Annotated in this window: 1 protein-coding gene; it reads right to left on the reverse strand. The window is 72.3% G+C overall.

The window, feature by feature from the left end:
• Positions 1 to 39 precede the first annotated feature (39 nt).
• Positions 40 to 24,870: a type I polyketide synthase gene (locus H7H31_RS05675; protein ID WP_187117806.1), complete on the reverse strand. Its 24,831-nt coding sequence runs from the start codon at positions 24,868 to 24,870 to the stop codon at positions 40 to 42.
• Between the last annotated feature and the right edge of the window lie 12 nt (positions 24,871 to 24,882).

Genomic DNA, 24,882 nt, shown 5'->3' on the forward strand with positions numbered 1-24,882 from the left:
CAGCCCCTTGAAACACTCTGTGAGTTCCAGCTCGCCACGTCAGGACATTCCGAATTCGTCATCGATGAGTTTGAAGATGTCGTCGGCGGTGGCCGACTCGATCTCGCTGCTGTCGTCCAGGTCGTCGTCCGCCACCGTCACGGCGCCGGCCACCTGGCCGGTACCGCCGGCGGACCACTTCGCCACCATCCCCTGGAGCCGCGCCATGACCTGGGCGTGCGTCTTGCTGTCGGACGCGAGCGCCGACAGGGTGGATTCCAGTTGGTCGAGTTCTCCGAAGACGTGCTCGGTCGCGGGCTCGTCGGCGGGGGCGACCTCCTCGCGCAGGAACCGTGCGAGCGACGCCGGCGTCGGGTAGTCGAACACCAGGGTCGCCGGCAGCCGCGTTCCGGTGATCGCGTTGAGCCGGTTGCGCAGCTCGACGGCCGACAGGGAGTCGAAGCCCAGGTCCTTGAAGGCGTGTCCGGGGTCGATCGCCTGCCCCGACGCGTATCCGAGGACGACGGCCACCTGGTCGCACACCAGGTCCACCAGGACGCGCTCGCGCTCCGTCTCGGACTTCCCGGCCAGGTGCTGCTTGAGCGCGGCGGCCGGATCGACCGTGGTGCTCGTGGCCGCCGACTCCGCGGTCCGGCGCGCGGGTGCGCGCACCAGTCCGCGCAGGAGCGCGGGTACCGGCTCGCCCACCGAGGACATGTCCATCGTCATGGGCACCAGGACGGCACCGTCGAGATCGCGGGTCGCGTCGAACAGCGCGAGCCCGGCCTCGGGGGTGAGGGCGACCATGCCGGTCCTGGTCATCCGGGTGACGTCGGCGTCGGCCAGTTCGGTGGTCATGCCGCCGTCCTGCGTCCACGGCCCCCATACGAGGGAGGCCGCCGCGAGGCCCGCGGCCCTGCGGTGCTGGGCGAGGGCGTCCATGAAGGCGTTGCCCGCCGCGTAGTTGGCCTGGCCCGCGCCGCCGAAGGTCCCGGATACGGAGGAGAACAGGATGAACGCGGAGAGGTCGAGGTCGCGGGTCAGCTCGTGCAGGTGCAACGCCGCGTCCACCTTCGGACGCAACACCCGATCCACCCGCTCCGGCGTCAACGACTCCACCACACCGTCATCCAGCACACCCGCCGCATGCACCACAGCCGACAACGGGTACTCAGACCCGATCCCCGCCAACACACCCTCCACCGCGGCACGATCAGCAACATCACAGGCCACCACCCGCGCCTGCGCACCCAACCCCACCAACTCCGCCACCAACTCCACCGCGCCCGGCGCCTCCACGCCACGACGACTCGTCAACACCAGAGAACGCACACCGTGCTCGACCACAAGGTGACGAGCCAACAACGCACCCAGACCACCCGTACCACCCGTGATCAACACCGTGCCACGACCGTCCAGCGTCCTCGGCATCGTCAGCGCCACCTTGCCGGTGTGGCGTGCCTGGCTGAGGAAGCGGAAGGCGTCGGGCGCCCTGCGGACGTCCCAGGTGCGTACCGGCAGCGGTCGCAGTACTCCCTGCTCGAAGAGCGCGATCAGGTCGTTCCACATCTCGTTGATGCGGTCGGGTCCCGCCTCGATCAGGTCGAACGCCCGGTAGGAGACACCGGGGTACTCGGCGGCCACCTCTTCCGGAATCCGGATGTCGGTCTTGCCCATCTCCAGGAACCGGCCGCCGCTCGGCAGCAGCCGCAGGCCGGCGTCCACGAACTCCCGCGCCAGCGAGTCGAGCACCACGTCCATGCCGCGCCCGCCGGTCGCTTCGAGGAAGCGCTTCTCGAAGTCCAGCGTCCGGGACGACGCGATGTGCTCGTCGTCCAGACCCAGCGACCGCAGCGTGTCCCACTTGCCCTCGCTCGCGGTGCCGAAGACCTCGGCGCCGAGGTGCCGTGCCAACTGGAGCGTGGCCATGCCCACGCCACCCGCGGCGGAGTGCACCAGCACCGACTGACCGGCCTTCAGGCCAGCCAGGTCCACCATGGCGTAGTAGGCCGTCAGGAACACGATCGGGGTGGAGGCCGCCTGCTCGAACGTCCAGTTCTCCGGGACCCGGGCGACGACGCGCCGGTCGGTGATGGCGAACGGGCCGAACGACCCGCTGAAGATGCCCATCACCTTGTCACCGGGGACGAGGTCCCGCACCGCGGAGCCGACCTCGGTCACCACGCCGGCACCCTCACCACCGAGCGGCCCGGCCTCCCCGGGGTACATCCCCAGGGCGTTGAGCACGTCGCGGAAGTTCAGGCCCGCGGCGCGCAGCGCCACCCTGATCTCGGTCGCGCCGAGTTCCTCCGAGGCGTCCGGGCTGGGCAGCAGCGCCAGGTTCTCCAGGGTCCCCTTGGCGTGCATGTCCAGCCGCCAGTCCCGCACCCCGGCGGGCGGCAGCAGCGCGGTGCCCGAGGAGACCCGAGCCATGCGCTGGCCGAGCACCGTGCCCTCGCGGACCACGGCCTGCGGCTCGTCGGTGGCGAGCACCGCGGGCAGTACGGCCTTGGACGCCTCGTCCTCGTCGAGGTCCACCAGGACGAAGCAGTTCGGATTCTCCGACTGCGCGGACCGCACCATGCCCCACAGCGGGGCGTGGATCAGGTCCGGGGTCTCGTCGCGATCGTCGGGTGCCATCGCGCCCGAGGTCACGAAGACCAGCCGGGAGGAAGCGAACCGGCGGTCGCCCAGCCAGCCCTGGATCATGCCGAGCGTGTGGTGCGTCACCGCGTGGATGGCTTCCACGGGCTCCAAACCCCGCTTGGCCTTGCCCCTGCCCTTCGCCTTGCCCTTCCCCTTGCTCTTGGGCCCGCCCTGCGCCGCCTCGTCGGCGAGGCCCGGCGCGTAGGAGACCAGCACGGCCTCCGGGGCGGCGGCGCCGTCGTCGATCGCGGCGCCCAGGGCGTCGAGATCGGCGTAGGCGGTCACCTGGGCCCCGGCGATCGCCCCGGCGGCCAGTCCGTAGTGGTCGGTGCCCACCACGGCCCAGGTGGCCGTGGTCGCGTCCGCCGGGGAGACGGCCGGCACGGGGGTCCAGTCCAGCGTGAACAGCGAGTCGCGGAACGCCGACGTCCTGGCCGTGTCGATGTGGTCCACGGATACCGGGCGCAGTACGAGGGACTCGATCGACGCCACGGGGCGGCCTGTTCCGTCGGCCACCGCGAGGGAGATGGAGTCCGGCCCCAACTGGGTGAGGCGCACCCGCAGCGTGGAGGCGCCACCTGCGTGGAGCGACACCCCGCTCCAGGAGAACGGGAGCCGGGAGAGCCCGACGTCCTCCAGGGCGACGAAGGTCACCGCCTGCACGGCGGCGTCAAGCAGCGCCGGGTGGAGGCCGAAGTCGGCCGCCAGTGACGCGTGCTCCTCGCCGAGGCTGACCTCGACGTAGACGTCGTCGCCGGCGCGCCAGGCGGCCCGCAGGCCCTGGAACACCGGGCCGTAGGCGAAGCCGGAGGCGGCGAAGCGCTCGTAGAAGTCGCTGATGTCCAGCGCTTCCGCGTCCGCCGGGGGCCATACGCCCAGGTCGAACGACGGCTCGGGGCCGGCGGGGGCCAGCGCGCCGGCCGCGTGCTGCGTCCACGGCTCGCCCGAGGGGGCGTCGGCCGGGCGGGAGTAGAGGCCGATCGAGCGGTGGCCCGTCTCGTCCGCGTCATCCACCCACAGCTGCACCTGGACCGGTTCGTTCTCGGGCAGGACCATCGGGGTGGCCAGGGTGACCTCCTCGACCCGGCCGCAGCCGACCTGGTCGGCCGCGCGGATGGCCAGTTCGAGGAATCCGGTCCCCGGGAACAGGGCCGCGCCCGCGATCGCGTGGTCGGCCAGCCAGGGCTGGCTCTGCACCGACAGCCTGCTGGTGAACAGGAATCCGTCGCTGCCCGCGAGTTCGACCCCGGCACCCAGCAGCGGGTGGTTGGGGGAGCTGAGGCCGACGGAGGCGACGTCCCCGGTCATGGGGCCGCCGGCCTTCGGCCAGTAGCGCTGCCGCTGGAACGCGTAGGTGGGCAGCTCCACCCGCCGGACGTCGTGTCCGGCGAACGCCGTCGACCAGTTCACGGTGGTGCCGTGGACGTGGAGTTCCGCCAGCGCCGTGGTCAGCGACTGGACCTCGGGGCGGTTCTTGCGCAGTACGGGGACGAGGACGCGCGCGCCCCCGGCCTCGTCGGCCGTCAGGCACTCCTGCGTCATCGCGGTGAGCACACCGTCGGGGCCCACCTCCAGGAACGAGGTCACCCCGAGCTTCTCCAGTGCCCGCACCCCGTCGGCGAACCGCACGGCCTCGCGCACGTGGCGCACCCAGTACTCCGCCGAGCACACCTGCTCCGCGCCCGCCGGCGCGCCCGTGAGGTTGGAGACCAGGGAGATCGACGGTGCCTGGAAGGTCAGCCCCTCGACGACCTGGCGGAAGTCGTCCAGCATCGCGTCCATACGGGGCGAGTGGAAGGCGTGGCTGACCCGCAGGCGACGGGTCTTGCGGCCCTGTCCGGCCCAGTCCTCGGCGATCTCCAGCACCGCGGTCTCGTCACCCGCGATCACCACGGCCGTCGGGCCGTTGACCGCCGCGATGCTCACCTCGGCCTCACGACCGGCCAGCGATCCGGCGACCTCCTCCTCCGATGCCTGGATGGCCACCATCGCGCCGCCCTCCGGCAGCGCCTGCATCAACCGACCACGCGCCGCGATCAACGCACACGCGTCCTCCAGCGAGAACACCCCCGCCACGTACGCGGCCGTGACCTCACCCACCGAGTGGCCGATGAGCACATCCGGGGTGACACCCCAGTGCTCCAGCAACCGGAACAACGCCACCTCGACGGCGAACAACGCCGGCTGCGTGAAACCCGTCCGGTCCAACAGTTCGGCATCCGCGCTGTCCTCGGCCGCGAACACCACCTCGCGCAGCGGACGGTCAAGGACGACGTCCAGGTGCGCGCACACCTCGTCCAGGGCCTGGGCGAACACCGGGAACGCGTCGTACAACTCCCGTCCCATGCCCAGGCGTTGCGCACCCTGGCCCGAGAACAGGAACGCCGTCTTCCCGCCGGTGCCCACCGATCCCTGGACGACCCCGGGGGCCGTGGCGCCCGAGGCGATGGCGTCGAGGCCACTCAGCAGCGCGTCCCGGTCACCGTTCAGGAGGACGGCACGGTGGTCGAAGACGGACCGGGAGACCGTGAGCGAGTAACCCACGTCGCCCAGGTCGAGTTCGGGATGGTCCGCCAGGTGGTCGCGCAGGCCGCGCGCCTGCGCGCGCAGCGCCGCGGCGCCCTTGCCGCTGATCGTCCAGGGGAGCGTGCGCGCACCGGTCGGGAGACCGTCCGTGCCGACCCGCGACACCGCCTCCGGCTCCTCGGGTTCCGGGGCCTGCTCGATGATGGTGTGGGCGTTGGTACCGCTGATGCCGAACGAGGAGATACCCGCCCGTCGCGGTTCGCCGTTCTCCGGCCACGCGGTCGGCGCGGTCAGCAGCCGGACCTCGCCGGCCGTCCAGTCCACGTGGGGTGTGGGCTCGTCCGCGTGGAGCGTCTTCGGCAGCACGCCCTCGCGCATGGCCATCACCATCTTGATGACACCCGCGACACCGGCCGCCGCCTGCGTGTGACCGATGTTCGACTTGATCGAACCCAGCCACAGCGGCTGGTCATCGGGCCGCCCCTGGCCGTACGTGGCCAGCAGCGCCTGCGCCTCGATCGGGTCACCCAGCCGGGTGCCGGTGCCGTGCGCCTCGACCGCGTGCACCTGGTGGGCGGCGAGGTCGGCGCTGGCCAGCGCCTGCCGGATCACCCGCTGCTGCGACGGCCCGTTGGGCGCCGTCAGGCCGTTGCTGGCGCCGTCCTGGTTGACGGCGGAGCCGCGCACGATCGCCATGACCGGGTGGCCGTTGCGCCGTGCGTCCGACAGCCGCTCAAGGAGCAGCACGCCGACACCCTCGCCCCAGCCCGTGCCGTCGGCCGATGCCGCGAACGCCTTGCAGCGCCCGTCCGACGACAGCCCCTTCTGGCGGCTGAAGTCCACGAACGAGCCCGGGGTGGACATGATCGTGACACCGCCGGCCAGCGCCATGGAGCACTCCCCCTGGCGCAGCGACTGCACGGCCATGTGCAGTGCCACCAGGGACGAGGAGCACGCCGTGTCCACCGTGACGGCCGGTCCTTCGAGGCCGAAGGTGTAGGAGACGCGGCCCGACACGACGCTGCCCGCGTTACCGGTTCCGAGGTAGCCGTCGGGGCCGCCCGGGGCGGTCAGCAGCAGGCCGATGTAGTCCTGGCCGTTGCTTCCGGCGAAGACGCCGGTCCGGCTTCCCTTGAGCGACGTGGGGTCGATGCCCGCCCGCTCGATCGCCTCCCAGGACGTCTCAAGGAGCAGCCGCTGCTGCGGGTCGATGGTCAGCGCCTCGCGGGGGGCGATCCCGAAGAACGCCGGGTCGAACTCGTCGGCGTCGTAGACGAAACCGCCGCCGCTGGCGTAGCTGGTGCCCGTGTTCTCCGGGTCCGGGTCGTACAGGTCGTCCAGGTCCCAGCCACGGTTGGTCGGGTACGCGCTGATCACGTCGCTGCCCTCGGAGACCAGTCGCCACAGGTCCTCCGGAGTGCGCACCCCGCCGGGGAAGCGGCAGCTCATGGACACGATCGCGATCGGGTCGTCGTCCACGACCGTGCCCGTGACCACCGGCTGCTCGTCGGCCGGCGCGGGCACGGTGCCCAGCACCTCGCCGAGGATGAACCGGGCGAGCGCCGTGGGCGTCGGGTAGTCGAAGGCCATGGTGATCGGAAGGTTCACACCGGCCGCCGCGCTGAGCCCGTTGCGCAGCTCCACGGCGGTCAGCGAGTCGAACCCGATGTCCCTGAAGGCCCGCTCCGGCTCCACCGCGTCGGCGTTCGGGTAACCGATCACCTCGGCGGCGTGGGTCCTGACGAGGTCGAGGACCTCCGTCTCGCGTTCGGCGGCCGACAGTCCTTCGAGGCGTACGGCCAGCCCGGTGAGGGCCGCGCCCAGCTCGGCCTCCGCCTCCTCCAGGGCCCGCCGTACCTCCGGCAGCTCGTTGAGCAGCGGACGCGGCCGGGCCGAGGCGAACCCGGGGGCGTAACGCTCCCAGTCCACATCGGCGACGGTGATGTCCACCTCGTCGTGGTCGAGCGCCTGCTGAAGGGCCTCGACGGCCAGTTCGGGCACCAGCGGCGGCATACCGCGCCGCTTCAACTGGGCCGCGGTGGCGTCGTCGACCAGACCGCCGCCGCCCCAGGCGCCCCACGCCACCGAGGTCGCGGCCAGCCCCTGGGCCCGGCGCTGCTGCGCCAGGGCGTCGAGGAAGGCGTTCGCGGCGGCGTAGCTGCCCTGACCGGCACCACCGACGGTTCCGGCGTACGAGGAGAAGAGGATGAACGCGGACAGGTCCAGGTCCCGGGTCAGCTCGTGGAGGTTCACCGCGGCGTCCACCTTGGGCCGGAAGACCCCCTGCGTCCTGGGGACGGTGAGGGTGTCGACGAGGCCGTCGTCCAGCACACCGGCCGCGTGCACCACGCCGGTCAGCGGGTACTCCGCGGGCAGCCCGTCGAGGAGCTCCCGCAGCGCGTCACGGTCGGCGGCGTCACAGGCGGCGACGGTGACCCGCGCGCCCAGGGCGGTCAGTTCGTCCCTCAACTCGGCCGCGCCGGGGGCGTCCGGGCCACGGCGGCTGGTGAGCACCAGGTGCTCGGCGCCGCCACGGGCCAGCCAACGGGCGAGACGGCCACCGAGAGCACCCGTACCACCGGTGATCAGAACGCTGCCACGAGGCTGCCAGGCGCGGGCCGGCCGGGCATCGCCCAAGGGCGCCCGGACCAGCCTCCGCGCGAAGACCCCGGAAGCGCGCACCGCCACCTGGTCCTCGTCGCCGGAGCGCCCGATCAGGCCGACCAGACGGTTCAGCGCCCGCTCGTCGAGCGCGTCCGGCGACTCGGGCAGGTCGACGAGACCGCCCCAGCGCTGTGCGTACTCCAGGCCGACCACCCGGCCCAGACCCCACACCAGGGACTGCTTGACGCTGCCGACCCGGTCGGAACGGCCCACGGACACGGCACCGGTGGTGGCGAGCCACAACGGCACGTCGATGTCGATGTCGGCGAGCGCCTGGACCAGGGCCACCGTGCCGGCGAAGCCGCGCGGAACGCCCGGGTGTCCGGCGAGCGCCTCCTCGTCAAGGGCCAGCAGGGAGAGCACTCCGTCGATCGCGAGCGTCCCGTCCTGCTCGGAGCCGTCCGTGGCGGACGTGCCGGGGGCCGCGGCCCGCAGGAGTCCGGCCAGCGAAAACCGCTCCGGCTCCGTCGCGTCCAGGTCGACCCGCACCACGCGGGCACCGTGGCGCTCCACGTCCCGTGCGACGCGCTCCGCCAGTTCACGGGCGGCGTCGACCGGCGGGACGACGATCGCCCAGGTACCGGTGATCGGGGCGCCCTGCTCCTGCCCGGAGCCGGCCAACGGCTGGTCGATGAGGGGCTTCCAGTTGATCCGGTAGCGCCAGTTGTCGACCGTGGAGCGGTCACGCCTGCCTCGCCGGTACGACGACAGGGCGGGCAGCACCGCACTGAGCGGGGCCTCCCCGTCGAGCTCCAGCGTCTGCGCGAGCCCTTCGAGGTCCTCGCGCTCGACGGCTTCCCAGAACCGGGCGTCCACCGAGTCGACCTCGGAGACGGGGCCGTTGCCGAACCCGCCGTCCTCGCCCGGCTGCGGCCAGTACCGCTGCCGCTGGAAGGCGTACGTCGGCAGGTCGACCTGCCGGCCACCGTGTCCGGCGAACACCTTCCGCCAGTCGACGTCGGCGCCGTTGACATGCAGCTCGGCGATCGAGGTCAGGAACCGCTCGGCCCCGCCCTCGTCACGGCGCAGTGTCCCCACGACCACGGCCTGCGCCTCGACGGCCTCCACCGTCTGCTGCACCGGCAGGGTCAGCACCGGATGCGGGCTCACCTCAATGAACACGGTGTGACCGTCATCCAGCAGGAGGCGAGTCGTGGCCTCCAACTCCACCGTCTGGCGCAGGTTGCGGTACCAGTACCCCGCGTCCAGCCCGGCCGTGTCCACCAACTCACCCGACACCGTCGAGTAGAACGGCACCTCAGACGAGCGCGGCTCCAGATCCGCCAGGACCTTCAACAGTTCCTCGCGGATCGACTCCACGTGGGCGGAGTGCGAGGCGTAGTCCACCGGCACCCGGCGAACCCGCACCTCCTCACCCTCAAGCTCGGCCACCATCTCGTCCAACGCACCCGGATCACCCGAGACCACGACCGAACCCGGACCGTTGACCGCGGCGACCGACACGGCGCCGTCCCAGGCGGCGATGCGCTCCCTGACCTGGTCCACCGGAAGCCCGACCGACACCATCCCACCGCGACCCGCCAGCCCGGCCGCGATGGCCCGCGACCGCAGCGCCACCACCTTCGCCGCGTCCTCCAGCGACAACGCGCCCGCCACACAGGCCGCCGCGATCTCACCCTGGCTGTGACCCATCACCGCGTCCGGCTCGACACCCACCGAACGCCACAGCTTCGCCAACGACACCATCACCGCGAACAACACCGGCTGAACGACATCCACCCGGTCATAGCCGGGAGCACCCTCGGCACCACGCAGCACATCCGTCAGCGACCAGTGCACATACGCCGACAGGGCCACCTCACACTCGGCCACCGCCTCGGCGAACACCGGCGAGGAGTCCAACAACCCCACCGCCATACCCACCCACTGCGCCCCCTGACCCGGGAACACGAACACCGAACGGCCAGGTGCCTCGATGGCGTTGGCGCGGACCACGCCCGGTGTCCTCGCGCCCTCGGCCATCGCCTCCAGGCGTTCGAGGAGCTGCTCACGGCTGGTCCCGGTCACCGCGCCCCGGTACTGGAACGCGGACCTGGTCGTCGCCAGGGAGAGCGCCACGTCGGCGGCGCTCAGCTCGGGGCGCTCGGTCACGAACTTCCGCAGCCTGTCGGCCTGGTCCCGCAGCGCGTCACCGCTCTTGCCGGACACGACCCACGCCACCGGACCGTCGACGGCCCCGGCCCCGACGGGCTCGGTTCCGACGGGCTCGGCCTCCTCGACCGCCTCGGCCCCCTCGGCCTCGGGGGCCTGTTCCAGGATGGTGTGCACGTTGGTGCCGCTCATGCCGAACGCCGACACACCCGCGCGACGCGGATGCCCCGTCTCCGGCCACGGCCTGGCCTCGGCCAGCAGCTCGACGTCGCCGGCCGTCCAGTCCACCATCGGCGACGGCTCGTCGATGTGCAGCGACTTCGGCAGTACGCCGTGCCGCATCGCCATCACCATCTTGATGACGCCACCGACACCGGCGGCGGCCTGCGAATGCCCGATGTTGGACTTGATGGCCCCCAGCCACAGGGGCTGGCCCTCGGGGCGCTCCTGACCGTAGGTGGCCAACAGCGCCTGGGCCTCGATCGGGTCACCCAGCGACGTACCCGTACCGTGCGCCTCGACCGCGTCGATCTCGGCGGCCGACAGGCGGGCGTTCGCCAGTGCCTGCCGGATGACCCGCTGCTGCGAGGGGCCGTTGGGCGCCGTGAGGCCGTTGCTCGCGCCGTCCTGGTTCACCGCGCTGCCCCGCACCACGGCGAGGATGGGGTGGCCGTTGCGGCGGGCGTCCGAGAGCCGTTCGAGGACGAGCATGCCGACGCCCTCGGCCCAGCTGGCGCCGTCCGCGGCGGCCGAGAACGGCTTGCTGCGGCCGTCGGAGGCGAGCGCGCGCTGGCGGCTGAACTCGATCAGCGACATCGGTGTGGACATCACCGTCACACCACCGGCGAGCGCCAGGTCGCACTCGCCCTGGCGCAGCGCCTGCCACGCGAGGTGCAGGGCGACCAGCGACGACGAACACGCCGTGTCCACCGTCACCGCCGGCCCTTCGAGGCCCAGGGTGTAGGAGATGCGGCCGGAGAGCACGCTGGGCGAGACGCCGGTGCCGATGTAACCCTCGACGTTGTCCTGAGACCCGGCGAGGACACCGCCGTAGTCCTGGTAGGTCACGCCCGCGTAGACACCGGTCTGGCTGCCCTTCGCGGAGACCGGGTCGATACCGGCCCGCTCCAGCGCCTCCCACGAGGTCTCGAGGAGCAGCCTGTGCTGCGGGTCCATCGAGAGCGCCTCACGCGGCGAGATCCCGAAGAACGCCGGGTCGAACTGGCTGGCGCCGTGCAGGAAGCCGCCTTCCCGCGTGTAGCACTTGCCCGGCTCGTCCGGGTCCGGGTCGTAGAGGTTCTCCACGTCCCAGCCTCGGTCGGTCGGGAAGGGAGAGATGCCGTCCCGGCCTTCGGCGACCAGGTTCCACAGGTCCTCCGGGGTGGTCACCTCTCCGGGGTAGCGGCAGCTCATTCCCACGATGACGATCGGATCGTCGTTGCCCGCCACCGCGACCGGCACCGGCCGCACCGCTCCGGTCTCCGTGCCGAGGACCTCGGCACGGGTGAACTTGGCGAGTTCGGCGGGGGTCGGGTAGTCGAACACCGCCGTCGCCGGGAGCCGCAGGCCGATGGCCTTGCTCACCCGGTTGCGGAACTCGACGGCGGTCAGCGAGCTGAAGCCGAGGTCCTTGAACGCCTGCGAGCCCTGGACGGCGCCAGCCGAGGCGTGTCCGAGCACCGCCGCGACGTGCGTACGGATCACTTCGAGCAGCATCCGGTCCTGCTCGGGCTCGGAGAGCCCGGCCAACCGCTCCCGCAGCGCGGCGAGCGGCCCGGAGTCCGTCCCGCCCCGCTTGGCGGAGCGCCGTGCGGCCTTGCGGCGGCGTGACGGCTTGGCGGAGGAGGTCTCCGCCACAGAAGTTTCGGCGACCGCCTCGGGCGAGACGGCGGGCTCGGGCAGGGTCTCGGCCGCGTCGGCCGCTGGGGTGGCCTCCGGCTGCTCCGGGGTGACCTGACGGAGGGTCAGCGTGTCCGCGGTGAGCACGGTGTCACCGGCTCCGTCGACCGCGGTCAGGGAGAGGGTCTCCGGACCCGTACGGGCGAGCCTGACGCGCAGCGCGGAGGCACCGGACGCGTACAGCGATATCCCGGCGAGGCTGAACAGCATGCGTCCGCGCCCCACACCGTCCAGCACGCCGAGGCCGAGCGGCTGCAACGCCGCGTCCAGAAGGGCGGGGTGCAGCCCGAACCGCTGGGCGTCCACGACGGACTCCTCAGCGAGGCTGACCTCGGCGAACACCGCGTCGTCGCGCTGCCACACCGCGCGCAGGCCACGGAAGGAGGGGCCGTAGACGAGGCCGTCGCCGGCGAGCGTCTCGTACAGGCCGTCCACCTCGACGCGCTCGGCGCCGGGCGGGGGCCATGCGGCGAAGCCCGCCGCCGCCTCGGCGGCCGTGGCGTCGTCCGGCTCCGGGGCGAGCACACCACTGGCGTGGCAGATCCACTCGTCCGCGTCCTCGTCCGCGTCCTCACCCACTCGTGAGTACATCTCCAGCGAACGGGTGCCGGTCTCGTCCTCCTCGCCGAGGACGAGTTGGATCTGGACGCCGCCGCCTCGGGGGACAGCCAGCGGCGCCTGGATGACGAGTTCCTCCACGTGACCGAGGCCGACCTCGTCGCCGGCGCGGATGGCCAGTTCGACGAGGGCCGTGGTCGCCAGGACCGCCTCGCCGCGCAGGACGTGGTCGGCCAGCCAGGGCTGGGTGTGCAGCGAGAGGGTTCCGGTGAACAACAGGCCGTCGGCGCCCGCGAGGGGGACGGCGCCGCCGAGCAGTGGGTGGTCGGCGGGGTCGAGGCCGAAGGCCGAGGCGTCGCCCGCCGAGGTACCGGCCTCCAGCCAGTAGCGCTGGTGCTGGAACGCGTAGGTGGGAAGGTCCACGCGGCGGGCGCCGCGTCCTGCGAAGAAGGCCCGCCAGTCGACGGTTTCGCCGTGGACGTGGATCTCGGCGAGGGCCGCGACGAGTGCTTGTGACTCGGGGCGGTCCTTGCGCAGCACCGGCACCAACAGGGGGGCCGGTGTGTCCTCGGCCGTGATGTCGGCGACCGGTCGGGTCAGGCAGTCCTGGGCCAGGGCCGACAGCACGCCGTCGGGGCCCACCTCGATGTACGCGGTGACGCCCTGCGCTTCGAGGGCCCGCACCCCGTTGAGGAAGCGGACGGTCTCCCGCACATGCCGCACCCAGTACTCCGGCGCGCGCACCTCGTCGGCACCGGCCTGCTCACCCGTGACATTCGAGATGAACGCGACGGACGGGCTGTTGTAGGCGAGCGTCCGCGCGACCGCACGGAAGTCGTCCAGCATGGCGTCCATGCGGGGCGAGTGGAACGCGTGGCTGACCCGCAGGCGGCTGGTCTTGCGGCCCTGCTCCGACCACTGGCCGGCGATCTCCAGTACGGCGGCCTCGTCACCCGCGATGACCACGGCCGTCGGGCCGTTGACCGCCGCGATGCTCACCTCGGCCTCACGACCGGCAAGCGATCCGGCGACCTCCTCCTCGGACGCCTCGATGGCGACCATCGCCCCACCGGCCGGCAGGGCCTGCATCAACCGACCGCGCGCCGCGACCAGCGCGCACGCGTCCTCCAGCGAGAACACCCCCGCCACGTGCGCGGCGGCGATCTCACCGACCGAGTGGCCGATGAGCACGTCCGGCTTGACACCCCAGTGCTCAAGGAGCCGGAACAACGCCACCTCGACGGCGAAGAGCGCGGGCTGCGTGAACGCGGTCCCGTCCAGCAGTTCGGCGTCGACGCTGCCCTCGGCCGCGAACAATACGTCCTTCAGCGGACGGTCCAGGACGACGTCCAGGTGCGCGCACACCTCGTCCAGGGCGCGGGCGAACACCGGGAACGTCTCGTACAACTCCCGCCCCATGCCCAGGCGTTGCGCACCCTGGCCGGTGAACAGGAACGCGGTCTTGCCGCCGCCTGCGGCCTGCCCCTGGACGATGCCGGGGGCGTCGTCGCCCGCGGCGAGGGTCTCCAGGCCGCGCAGCAGCGTCTCGCGTTCGGTGCCCAGCAGCACCGCGCGGTGCTCGAACACCGAGCGTGTGGCGACCAGCGATTCGGCGATGTCCAGAACGCCGTGCTCGGGTCCGTCGACCAGGTGGGTCCGCAGCCGCTCGGCCTGGGCGCGCAGGGCTTCCGGGCTCCGGGCCGAGAGCGTCCAGGGGGCCAGGCCGTGGTCGTCGGCGGGGGCCGGGCCGGGCTGCGCCTCGGCCTCGACCGGCGGGGCCTGCTCGATGATGGTGTGGGCGTTGGTCCCGCTCACGCCGAAGGCCGAGACACCGGCCCGGCGCGGGTGCCCGGTCTCGGGCCACTGGGTGGCCTCCGTGAGCAGCCGCACCTCACCCGCCGACCAGTCCACCTGGTTCGACGGCTCGTCCACGTGCAGCGTCTTCGGCAGCACACCGTGCCGCATCGCCATCACCATCTTGATGACACCGGCGACACCGGCGGCGGCCTGGGTGTGGCCGAGGTTCGACTTGAGCGAACCCAGCCACAGCGGCAGGTTCTCCGGCCGGTCCTGACCGTAGGTGGCCAGCAGCGCCTGCGCCTCGATCGGGTCACCCAGCGTCGTCCCCGTACCGTGCGCCTCCACCACCTGGATGTCGGCGGCGGACACTCCGGCGTTGGCGAGTGCCTGGCGGATCACCCGCTGCTGGGACGGTCCGTTGGGCGCCGTGAGGCCGTTGGACGCGCCGTCCTGGTTGACGGCCGAGCCCCGCACGATCGCCAGCACCTGGTGGCCGTTGCGTCGGGCGTCGGACAGCCGCTCCACAAGGAGCATGCCCACACCCTCGGACCAGCCCGTGCCGTCCGCCGCGTCCGCGAAGGGCTTGCAGCGGCCGTCGGGGGCCAGGCCACGCTGGCGGCTGAACTCGACGAAGGCGGCCGGGTTGGTCATCACGGTGACGCCGCCGGCGAGCGCCATGTCGCACTCACCCTGGCGCAGCGCCTGCGCGGCCTGGTGCAGGGCGACCAGCGACGACGAGCACGCCGTGTCCACGGTCAGCGCCGGCCCCTCAAGACCCAGCGTGTAGGAGATACGACCGGAGACGACCGAGGTGGCACTGCCGGTCAGCAACTGCCCTTCGAGTCCCTCGGGGATCTCGTGCAGTCCCGTTCCGTAGCCGGAGGTCGCGGCGCCGACGTAGACGCCGATCTGGTTGCCGCGTACGGACGCCGGGTCGATGCCGGCGCGCTCGAACGCCTCCCAGGACGTCTCAAGCAGCAGCCGCTGCTGCGGGTCCATGGCCAGGGCCTCGCGCGGCGAGATCCCGAAGAAGGCGGCGTCGAACTCGCTCGCCCCGTCGAGGAACCCGCCCTCGCGGGCGTAGAACGTGCCCAGGCGCTCCGGGTCGGGGTCGTACATCCCGTCGATGTCCCAGCCCCGGTCGGAGGGGAAGTCCGTGATGGCGTCCGTGCCGGCCGCGACGAGGTTCCACAGATCCTCGGGGCTTCCGACGCCACCCGGGAAACGGCAGCTCATCCCGACGATCGCGATCGGGTCATCATCGACCGGGGCCACCACCGCCGAAGGCACCGCCACCGCCTCCCGCCTACCCAACACCTCGGCACGCAGATGACCAGCCAGCACCACAGAACTCGGGAAGTCGAAGACCAACGTGGCCGGCAACACCAACCCCGTCTCCGCGTTCAACCGATTACGGAACTCCACCGCGGTAAGCGAATCGAACCCCAGCTCCTTGAACGCCCGCCCCGGCTCCACCACCTCCGCACCCGCGAAACCGAGCACCGCCGCCGCCTGACCACGCACGAGATCGAGCAGAGCCCGATCGACCTCGGCCTCGGTCAGCCCCGCCAGACGCTCCCGCAGTGCCGAACCGCCCTCGGCGTGGCTCTTCTCAGCGACACGGGCCTGTTCCAGGGCCGATACGACCTCGGGCAGTTCGCCGAGGAGCGGGCTGGGCCGCCCCATCGTGAACGCGGGGGCGAACCGCTCCCAGTCCACGTCGGCGACCGTCAGCACACCGTCATCGCCCGCGACCGCGCCACGCAGCGCCGCGAGAGCCAGTTCTGGCGCCATCGCGGGCAGACCACGACGGGCCAACTGGTCGCCACCGTCGCCGGCCGCCATACCGCTTTCCGCCCACGGCCCCCAGGCCACAGCCGTACCAGCCAGGCCCCGGCCCCGGCGGTCCTCCACCAACGCGTCCAGGTAGGCGTTGGCCGCGCCATAAGCAGCCTGACCACCACTACCCCACACACCCGCGATCGAGGAGAACACCACGAACGCGTCCAACTCGCGATCACCCAGCAACGCGTCCAGGTTGACGGCGCCGGCTACCTTGCCGGAGATCACAGCGGCGGCATCGGCCACCGTCGTCTCGGCCAGCGGCCCCGCCGCGTTGGCACCCGCGGCGTGGACCACCGCCGCAAGCGGGTACTCCTCAGGCACGGCGTCCAGCACCGCGGCCAACTGCTCTCGGTCAGCCACATCACAGGCCACCACGGTCACCTGGGCGCCCAGGGCCTCAAGCTCCTCACGCAGCTCGGGCGCACCCGGCGCCTCAAGACCACGGCGACTGGTCAACACCACATGCTCGGCACCGTTACCCACCAGCCAGCGGGCCACCCGACCACCCAGCGCACCCGTACCACCAGTCACCAACGCCGTCCCACGCGTACGCCACGGCGTTACGTCAGCGGCAGGCGCCGCCGACCGGGCCAGGCGCCGCACGAACACACCAGAGCCACGCACCGCGACCTGGTCCTCGCCACCCTCACCGGCCTCGGCGGACAACACGCCCACCAGCCGCGCGACCGCACGCTCATCCAGCACCTCGGGCAGATCGACCAGACCGCCCCACAGCCCCGGCAGCTCCAACGCGGCCACCCGGCCCAACGCCCACACCATCGCCTGCGTCGGACGGCTGAGCCGCTCGGAACGGCCCACCGAGACCGCGCCCCGCGTGCCGCACCACAGCGAAGCCTCGATGCCCGTGTCCGCCATGGTCCGCACCAGGGTCAGCGTCAGGGCGAGGCCGCTGGGCAGCTCGGGGTGTCCGGAACAAGGCTCCTCGTCCAGGGCAAGCAGCGACAACACGCCACCCACAGCGGGCGCTTCGGCGACCGCGGCGCGCAGCCGCTCCCCCAGCGCCCCGGCGTCGAGGTCACGCTCGTCCGCCACCAGCGGCACCACATCGGCGCCATGGCGCCGGAGCCCGGCGACGGCCTCCGTCACCCACTCGTCCTCGGCACGCGACGCCGGAACGACCACCAGCCACGTCCCCGACAGCGACCCACCGGCCACGTCCGAGACGGGCTTCCACGCCACGCGGTAGCGCCAGTTGTCGATCGTGGACCGGTCACGCCTGTCGCGGTGGTACGTGGACAGCGCCGGCAGCACCGCGCTCAGCGGCGTCTCGCCGTCGACGTCAAGCGCCTCGGTGAGCGCTTCGAGATCCTCGCGCTCGACCGCTTCCCAGAACCGCGCGTCCACCGAATCGGCGGCGCCCCGCGCGTCCAAGCCGCTCAGGGAGAGGGACACCTCGGGCCAGTACCGCTCACGCTGGAAGGCGTACGTCGGCAGCTCGACCATCCGCGCGCCGCGCCCGGCGAACACGGACTCCCACTCCACCGAGGCGCCGTGGACGTGGAGTTCGGCCAGCGCCGTCGTCAGCGCCTGGGCCTCGGGGCGGTCCTTGCGCAGGACCGGCACCACGGCCGAGGCCGCCGCCTCGTCCGGCGTCAGGCAGTCCCGCGCCATCGCGGACAGCACACCGTCGGGGCCGACCTCCAGGAACCTGGTGACGCCCTGGGCGCTGAGCGCCCGCATGCCGTCCGCGAAGCGCACGGCCTCCCGGGCATGGCGCACCCAGTACTCCGGCGAGCACACCTCGTCGGCGCCCGCCGCCTCGCCCGTCACATTCGACACCAGGGCGATGGCCGGTGCCTGGAAGGACAGACCGGTGACGACGTCACGGAAGTCGTCCAGCATGGCGTCCATACGCGGCGAGTGGAAGGCATGGCTGACCCGCAGGCGGCTGGTCTTACGGCCCTGCCCGGCCCACTGTGCGGCAACCTCCCGTACGGCGGTCTCGTCACCCGCGATGACCACGGCCGTCGGGCCGTTGACCGCCGCGACACTCACCTCGGCCTCACGACCAGCGAGCGAGCCGGCGACCTCCTCCTCCGATGCCTGGATGGCCACCATCGCGCCGCCCTCCGGCAGCGTCTGCATCAACCGACCACGCGCGGCAACCAGCGCACACGCGTCCTCCAGCGAGAACACCCCCGCCACATACGCGGCGGCGATCTCACCGACGGAGTGACCGATCAGCACGTCCGGGGTGACACCCCAGTGCTCAAGGAGCCGGAACAACGCCACCTCGACGGCGAAGAGCGCGGGCTGCGTGAACCCCGTCCGATCCAGCAGTTCGGCATCCGCGCTGCCCTCCGCCGCGAACACCACGTCCTTCAACGGACGGTCGAGCAGCACATCCAGATGCGCACACACCTCGTCAAGCGCACGGGCGAACACCGGGAACGCCTCGTACAACTCCCGACCCATACCCAGGCGTTGCGCACCCTGGCCCGAGAACAGGAACGCCGTCCGGCCACCCGTTACGGCCTGCCGCTGGACGACTCCCGAGGCGATGCCGCCCTCCGCGACGGCCCGCAGGCCGCGCAGCAGGGCCTCCCGGTCCTCGCCGACCAGTACGGCACGGTGCTCGAACACCGACCTGGCCGCCAGCGTGTGGCCGACGTCCAGCGCCCTGACGTCCTCGCGAGCCGCCACGTCCCCGTACAGCCGCTCGGCCTGCGCCCGCAGCGCCTCCCGGCTCTTCCCGGAGACCAGCCACGGCACCACGTCCGTCGACACCGGCGTCCCGGGCCCGGCCGCTTCCGAGGCCAGGGCCTCTTCCAGCTCGGGGGCCTGCTCGATGATGGTGTGGGCGTTGGTCCCGCTCAGCCCGAACGAGGAGACACCCGCCCGGCGCGGACGGCCGGTCTCGGGCCACGCGGTGGCCTCCGTCAGCAGCCGCACCTCACCCGCCGACCAGTCCACCTGACTCGACGGCTCATCCACGTGCAGCGTCTTCGGCAGCACACCGTGCCGCATGGCCATCACCATCTTGATGACCCCGGCCACACCCGCGGCGGCCTGCGTATGCCCGATGTTGGACTTGATGGCGCCCAGCATCAGCGGGCGGCCCTCCGACCGTTCCTGACCGTAGGTGGCCAGCAGCGCCTGCGCCTCGATCGGGTCACCCAGCGTCGTACCCGTACCGTGCGCCTCCACCGCGTCCACCTCGGCGGCGGACAGCCCGGCGCTGGCCAGCGCCTGCCGGATCACCCGCTGCTGCGACGGGCCGTTCGGCGCCGTCAGACCGTTGCTGGCACCGTCCTGGTTGATGGCGCTGCCGCGGACCACCGCCAGCACCGGGTGGCCGTTCCTGCGCGCGTCCGACAGCCGCTCCACCAGCAGCATGCCGACACCCTCGGACCAGCCCGTGCCGTCCGCGCCCTCCGCGAACGGCTTGCAGCGGCCGTCGGGGGCCAGGCCACGCTGGCGGCTGAACTCCACGAAGGCGCCGGGTGTCGACATGACCGACACACCACCGGCGAGCGCCAGGTCGCACTCGCCCTGGCGTAGTGCCTGCACCGCGAGATGCAGCGCGACGAGCGACGACGAACACGCCGTGTCCACCGTCACCGCGGGCCCCTCAAGGCCGAAGGTGTAGGAGATACGGCCGGACACCACGCTGGCCGCGCTTCCCGTACCCACGTGGCCACCGAAGTCCTCGACGGCGTCGAGCATGATCGTGGAGTAGTCCTGGCCGTTGGTGCCGACGAACACACCGGTACGGCTGCCGCGCAGCGCGGCCGGCTTGACGCCTCCGTACTCGAACGCCTCCCAGGACGTCTCAAGCAGCAGCCGCTGCTGCGGGTCCATGGCGAGCGCCTCGCGCGGCGAGATCCCGAAGAAGGTGGGGTCGAACTGGGGCGCCCCGTAGAGGAATCCGCCCTCGCGGGCGTAGAAGGTGCCCGGGTGCTCGGGGTCCGGGTGGTACATGCCCTCGACGTCCCAGCCCCGGTCGCCGGGGAACCCGGCGATGCCGTCGCCGCCCTCGGCCAGGAGTCGCCACAGGTCCTGCGGGTTCTCCACGCCTCCGGGGAAGCGGCAGCTCATCGCCACGATCGCGATGGGGTCGTCGTCATCCGGCCGCACGCGGTGCGAGACCGCCGACGTGGCGGCCTCGGCGTGGGCGCCGCCCAGCTCACGCCGTAGCTGGTCGGCGAGCACCTCGGCGGTCGGGTAGTCGAAGATGAGGGTGGCGGGCAGGCTCAGACCGGTGGCCAGGTCGAGTCGGTTACGCAGCTCGATGGCCGTCAGGGAGTCGAACCCGAGGTCCCGGAAGGCGCGGCCCGGCTCGACGGAGTCGGCCGAGAAGTGGCCGAGTGCCGAGGCCGCGTGGGTGCGGACGAGGTCCAGCAGGAGGAGGCGCTGTTCCTCGTCCGACTGTCCGGCCAGTTGTCCGCGCAGGTCATGGCCCGGTCCGGCCTGGCCGATAGTGCCGGCCGCGGCGGTCAGCAGCTCACGTGCCTCGGGGATGTCGCTGACCAGGGCGCTGGGGCCGGCGCTCAGCGCGGAGGCCATGCGGGTCCAGTCGATGTCGGCCACGACCAGCGCGGCCTCGTCCTGGCCGGCGGCCCAGCCCAGCGCGTCCAGGGCCAGCGAGGGAGTCATGGGGGGCAGTGGCCCGCCGCGCGCCCGCTCCCCGGCTCGGCCGCTCGCGGCCATCCCGCTCTCGGCCCACGGGCCCCAGGCGACCGAGGTGGCGGCCAGGCCCTGGGCCCGGCGGTGCTGTGCCAGCGCGTCGAGGTAGGCGTTGGCCGCCGCGTAGGCGGCCTGGCCGGCGCCGCCGACGGCACCGGCGAACGAGGAGAACAGCACGAACGCGTCGAGCGACAGCTCCGCGGTCAGCTCGTGCAGATGACGCGCGCCCTCGGCCTTCGCGGCCAAGGTCCCGGCGAGTTGGCCGACGGTCAGGCCGTCGAGCACACCGTCGTCCAGGATGCCCGCCGCGTGCACGACGGCGGTCAGCGGATACCGCTCCGGTACGGCGGCCAGCACCTCGGCCAGGGCGTCCCGGTCGGCGGCGTCGCAGGCCACCACGGTCACTTCGGCGCCGAGTGCCTCGAGTTCAGCGGTGAGTTCGTAAACGCCGTCGGCCGACGGGCCTCGACGGCTCGCCAGCACCAGGTGTTCCGCGCCCTCACGCGCGGCCCAGCGCGCCACCTGGGCGCCCAGGGCCCCGGTGCCGCCGGTGATCAGCACCGAGCCCCGGGGGCGCCACGCGCGCTCCGCCGACCCGTTGCCGACCGTGACCCGGGTCAGGCGCCGGGCGTACGCTCCGGAGCCGCGTACCGCCACCTGGTCCTCGCCGTCTCCGGCGGACAGGGCCCAGGCCAGTCGCGCGGCGGCGCGCTCGTCCACGGTCTCGGGCAGATCGACCAGACCGCCCCAGATCCGGGGGTGCTCCAGGGCGGCCACCCGGCCCAGACCCCAGATCTCCGCCTGCACGGCGCTGGTGAGCTGGTCGGAACGGCCCACCGACACAGCACCCCGGGTGGCGCACCACAGCCGGGCGCGGATGTCCGTCTCGGCCAGGGCGCGCACCAGCGCCAGCGCCAGCGCGAGGCCGCGCGAGACCACCGGGTGCTCGGTGCAGGGCCGCTCGTCCACCCCCAGCAGGGACAGCACACCGCCGAGCCCGGACGGCTCGGGGGCCACGTCACGCAGTCGCCCGGCCAGCGCGCCGGGGGCGAGGTCGGCCTCGTCCGCCACCAGACGCACGACATCGGCACCGTGCCGCTGGAGCGCGGCGGACACCGAGTCGGCGAACGCGTCGGCGACACCGGACGCGGGAACGACCATGAGCCAGGTACCCGGCAGTGTGGCCGCGGGGGTCTCCGAGACCGGCTTCCACGAGATCCGGTAGCGCCAGCCGTCGACCGTGGCCCGGTCGCGTCGCTGACGGCGGTACGAGGACAGCGCGGGCAGTAGCTCGCCCAGCGAACCGCTCCCGTCGACGTCCAGCGTCTGTGCCAGCGCCTCCAGGTCCTCACGCTCCACGGCGTCCCAGAACCGCGCGTCCACCGAGTCCGCGGCGGCGGAGGCGCCCGAGGCTCCGCCCGTGCCCTCCAGCCAATAGCGCTGACGCTGGAAGGCGTACGTCGGCAGCTCCACCGTCCGCGCACCGCGCCCGGCGAAGACCTGCTCCCAGCCGACCGTCACACCGTGCACATGGGCCTCGGTCAGCGCCGCCGTCAGCGCCTGCACCTCCGGCCGGTCCTTGCGCAGGACCGGCACCACGACCGGGGCCCAAGTCGCCTCGCCCGCCAGGCAGTCCCGCGCCATCGCCGAGAGCACACCGTCGGGGCCCACCTCGATGTACGCGGTGACGCCCTGAGCCTGGAGGGACCGAACGCCGTCGGCGAACCGCACGGCCGCGCGCACGTGCCGCACCCAGTACTCGGGGGAGCGGACATCGTCGGCCCCGACCGGCTCTCCGGTGACATTGGAGACCAGCGCCAGGGTGGGAGCCCGGAAGGTCAGGTCCCGCGCGACGCGACGGAAGTCGTCCAGCATGGCGTCCATACGGGGCGAGTGGAACGCGTGGCTGACCCGCAGGCGGCTGGTCTTACGGCCCTGCTCGGCCCACTGTGCGGCAACCTCCAGTACGGCGGCCTCGTCACCCGCGATGACCACGGCCGTCGGGCCGTTGACGGCAGCGATACTCACCTCGGCCTCACGACCGACCAGCGACCCGGCGACCTCCTCCTCGGACGCCTGGATGGCGACCATCGCCCCACCGGCCGGCAGCGCCTGCATCAACCGACCACGCGCGGCCACCAGCGTGCACGCGTCCTCCAGCGAGAACACCCCCGCCACGTGCGCGGCGGCGATCTCACCGACGGAGTGGCCCATCACCACGTCCGGGGTGACACCCCAGTGCTCAAGCAGCCGGAACAACGCCACCTCAACGGCGAACAACGCGGGCTGCGTGAACGCGGTCCGGTCCAGCAGTTCGGCGTCCGCACTGCCCTCGGCCGCGAACACCACGTCCTTCAACGGACGGTCAAGCACGACATCCAGGTGCGCGCACACCTCGTCCAGAGCTTGCGCGAACACCGGGAACGCCTCGCACAACTCCCGACCCATACCCAGGCGTTGCGCGCCCTGGCCGGAGAACAGGAACGCGGTCTTGACGGCCGCCCCGGCCACGCCTTGGACCAGTCCCGGGGCGGCTTCGCCGGATGCGACGGCATCGAGCCCGGCGAGGAGTTCCGCTCGACTCGCGCCCGACACCACCGCACGGTGTTCGAACATCGACCGCGTCGCCACCAGCGAGTGGCCGACATCCCACGCGCTCCACTCGTCCTGCTCCAACAGGAACGACCTGAGCCGCGCCGCCTGCGCCCGCAGCGCCTCCGCGCCACGAGCCGACAGCAACCACGTAGCCACACCACTGTCGACACCGGTAGCCGGAACCTCCCCGGCCCCGGACTCCTCCTCGCCGACCGGCGGGGCCTGCTCGATGATGGTGTGCGCGTTGGTCCCGCTCACACCGAAGGCGGAAACACCAGCCCGACGCGGACGCCCGGTCTCAGGCCACTGGGTGGCCTCCGTCAGCAGCCGCACCTCACCCGCCGACCAGTCCACCTGCCGCGACGGCTCATCCACATGCAGCGACTGCGGCAACACACCATGCCGCATCGCCATCACCATCTTGATGACGCCCGCGACACCGGCCGCGGCCTGCGTGTGACCGAGGTTCGACTTCAGCGAACCCAACCACAGCGGACGGCCCTCCGGCCGTTCCTGGCCGTAGGTGGCCAACAGCGCCTGCGCCTCGATCGGGTCACCCAGGGACGTACCGGTACCGTGGCCCTCCACCACGTCCACATCGGCGGCAGCCAGACGGGCACTCGCCAGCGCGTCGCGGATCACCCGCTGCTGGGACGGGCCGTTGGGCGCGGTCAGACCGTTGCTGGCGCCGTCCTGGTTGACCGCCGAACCCCGCACGATCGCCAGCACCGGGTGGCCGTTCTTGCGCGCGTCCGACAGCCGCTCCACCAGCAGCATGCCGACGCCCTCGGACCAGCCCGTGCCGTCCGCCGCGTCCGCGTACGGCTTGCAGCGGCCGTCGGGGGCCAGCCCGCGCTGTCGGCTGAACTCCACGAAGGCACCCGGTGTGGACATCACCGTGGCACCGCCGGCAAGAGCCAGGTCACACTCGCCCTGGCGCAGCGCCTGCGCGGCCAGGTGCAGCGCGACCAGCGACGACGAACACGCCGTGTCCACCGTCACCGCGGGCCCCTCAAGGCCGAGCGTGTACGAGATACGGCCCGATACGACCGAGGTCGCCGTACCGGTCAGCAGGTGGCCCTCGATCTCCTCGGGGAAACCGACGACGTCCGCCCCGTAGCCCGAGGTGGCGGCTCCCACGAACACACCACCACGGCGGCCCTTCACCGATCCCGGAGCGATGCCCGCCCGCTCGAAGACCTCCCACGAGGTCTCAAGCAGCAGCCGCTGCTGCGGGTCCATGGCAAGGGCCTCACGCGGCGAGATCCCGAAGAAGCCCGCGTCGAACTCGTCCGCGTCGTGAAGGAAACCGCCCTCACGGGAGTAGAACGTCCCCGAACTTTCCGGGTCCGGGTCGTACATTCCCTCCACGTCCCATCCGCGATTGGACGGGAAATCGGAAATGGCATCACCACCGCCGGCCACCAGCCGCCACAAATCCTCGGGGCTCCCCACACCGCCCGGGAAACGGCAGCTCATCGCCACGATCGCGATGGGTTCCTGCTCTCCTGCCTCCAGCTCGCGCAGGCGTTGGCGCGCTTGGTGCAGATCAGCCGTTACCCGCTTGAGGTAGTCCCGAAGCCTATCTTCGTTCACCATGAAACCCTTGCC

This window comes from Streptomyces buecherae (assembly GCF_014295035.1).
Lineage (GTDB): Bacteria > Actinomycetota > Actinomycetes > Streptomycetales > Streptomycetaceae > Streptomyces > Streptomyces youssoufiensis.